Origin of the sequence: Aeromonas sp. QDB25 (assembly GCF_027707725.1) — a bacterium.
GTDB classification, from domain to species: domain Bacteria; phylum Pseudomonadota; class Gammaproteobacteria; order Enterobacterales; family Aeromonadaceae; genus Aeromonas; species Aeromonas caviae.
Genome location: NZ_JAPCIZ010000175.1, coordinates 1 through 2,363 on the forward strand (window position 1 = coordinate 1; position 2,363 = coordinate 2,363).

The 2,363-nt window shown below is 53.6% G+C and carries 2 protein-coding genes and 1 pseudogene; 2 read left to right on the top strand and 1 reads right to left on the bottom strand.

What is annotated here, in order from left to right; genetic code table 11:
- Positions 1-57: 57 nt before the first annotated feature.
- Positions 58-347 (top strand): annotated as a pseudogene (locus tag PG883_RS23200) (IS701 family transposase); the annotation flags it as partial.
- Between the two features lie 107 nt (positions 348-454).
- Entirely contained in the window at positions 455-1,579 is a 1,125-nt protein-coding gene (locus PG883_RS23205; RefSeq protein WP_270808412.1) for an RNA-guided endonuclease InsQ/TnpB family protein, read from the top strand.
- Between the two features lie 74 nt (positions 1,580-1,653).
- Here PG883_RS23205 and PG883_RS23210 read toward each other — a convergent pair whose 3' ends face one another.
- Positions 1,654-2,208: a transposase gene (locus PG883_RS23210; protein ID WP_270808414.1), complete on the bottom strand. Its 555-nt coding sequence runs from the start codon at positions 2,206-2,208 to the stop codon at positions 1,654-1,656.
- Between the last annotated feature and the right edge of the window lie 155 nt (positions 2,209-2,363).

The window sequence follows — 2,363 nt, forward strand, 5'->3', positions numbered from 1 at the left end:
CCAGTTGGTGATGTTGTGTGTTGACTTGCCCATCTCATGTGCCCGGTAATTGATCCGGGAGATCAGATCACCACTTGGCTAGATAGTTCCCTGATTTGTGCAACAAGGCCGTGGCAAGTCGAAGTGATTCACAAATCATTGAAATCCAATGCTGCCTTTGCCAAATCGCCAGCCCATGTGGTTCGCACGCAAGCCAACCACCTGCTTGCTTTGTAGTGGCGGTGACCAAGCTGGAGGCCCTGAAAATCAGCACCAAGCTCAACCACTTTGCTCTGCGCGCCAATCTCTATCTCAAAGCCACCCGAATAGCGTTTGACGAATTGCGGGTGCTCAGGGCGAATGCGTAACTTCAGTTATTATCTGAATGCGCGTAAAACCCCGTCCTTCTAGGGCGGGGATATAAGCGCGGTAACATTAGTTGACACTTTACATTAAAAGTGAAATGCTGTAAGGCATGACAAAACGCGCCTACAAATACCGTTTCTATCCCACGCCTGAACAAGCTCAATTGCTTGCCAAGACGTTTGGCTGCGCCCGTTTTGTTTACAATCATATCCTGCGCTGGCGTACCGATGCCTTCTATCAGCAGCAGGAAAAAATCGGCTATAGCCAAGCCAGCGCAAAGCTGACCGCACTCAAGAAACAGCCCGAATTTGCATGGCTCAATGACGTGTCCAGCGTCCCGCTCCAGCAAGCCTTGCGTCACCAACAAGCCGCCTTCAAAAACTTCTTTGAAGGTCGCGCCAAGTATCCGACCTTCAAGAGCAAACACCATAAACAGTCTGCCACCCTGACCGATGCCGCCTTTAAGTATCGGGACGGCCAACTGTTCATGGCAAAGAGCAAGGAGCCGCTGGCTATCCGCTGGAGCCGCCCGCTGCCGGGCGAGCCCAGCACTGTTACCATTTCCAAAGACACAGCAGGCCGATACTTCGTCTCCTGCCTGTGCGAGTTCGACCCCGAGACCCTGCCCATCACACCGAAAATGGTCGGCATCGATCTCGGCATAAAAGACCTGTTTGTCACCAGCCAAGGTGAAAAGGTCGGCAATCCCCGTCACACGGCCAAGTACGCCGCCCGGCTGGCACTGGCGCAGCGCAGACTGAGCAAGAAAAAGCTCGGCTCTGCCAATCGCGCCAAGGCCAAAGTCAAGGTGGCCCGTATTCACGCCAAAATCTCCGATTGCCGACAGGACAACTTGCACAAGTTGTCCCGCACACTGATTAACGAGAACCAAGTTGTGTGCGTTGAATCCCTCAAGGTGAAGAACATGATCCGCAATCCGAAGCTGGCCAAGCATATTGCCGACGCCGCTTGGGGCGAGTTTGTGCGCCAGTTGGCGTACAAGGCAGATTGGGCCGGTCGGTCAGTAGTGGCCATAGACCAGTTTTTCCCGTCTTCCAAGCGCTGCTCTTGTTGCGGCTTTACCATGCCTCAAATGCCTCTTTCCGTGCGTGAGTGGAAGTGCCCCGAGTGTGGCGCACACCATGACCGCGATGTGAATGCGGCCATTAATATCAAAGCGGCGGGGCTCGCCGTGTTAGCCCATGGAGCGACTGTAAATCCCAAGGCGGCGTAAGCTGCCTTGGGTGGGTTGCTATGAAGTGGGAATCCCCTTCCTTTAGGGAGGGGAGCAGTCAACTGAATACGCGGTTAGACATTCTTGTCGATCATGATGTGACCACCATCTCGGCCACGCCGCCGATGATGCGGTTGGTGCGAAATGACAACAGAGGCGTCTTGTTGATGATGGAGTCGTATATCGCTGGCTTGATGCCCCGCTTCTTGTGGCGCTGTTCCCGCCACGTGTTTGCGGGTCATTTGACACCCAACCTGCAGCCATGAACGGATCGTGTTTGGCTCTTGCTCTACCGTCCTGAACCATGCCAAGTAATTGGCCAGATAGGCCGTCCCGACCCCGTGGAATTTTAACATCCAGCCGCGCCAGCGGTTGACATAGTTGTTCAGTGTCTGGATGCGGAACACATCATCTTCCACACGGTGATGTTCTTTGACTATCAAGCGCTTATGAATAATTCCCGCGCCCATCTCCGCCACCTTGATGTAACTCTGATTGCCATCGCTGCACAGGATGCTCCCTCGCGCTAGCAAGGGTTGTAGCGCTGGCTCTATCTGCTGGGTAACTCTTGTCCAGCAAAACTGTGCCACTGAATCTGGGGGCACAAAAAAACAACAAGCAGTTAACATTTTCCGCGCTAACTGGTCTAAGGTTAAGTCGTCATAAAACCAGTTGCGTATTCCGGCGAAGTTGAACAGCCATTCCGGCCAACGTGAACACCCTGATCCTTAACGCGCTCACGTCACCCCGTTTCTAACTCGAGTGTTCAGATTGGGTCAACTCA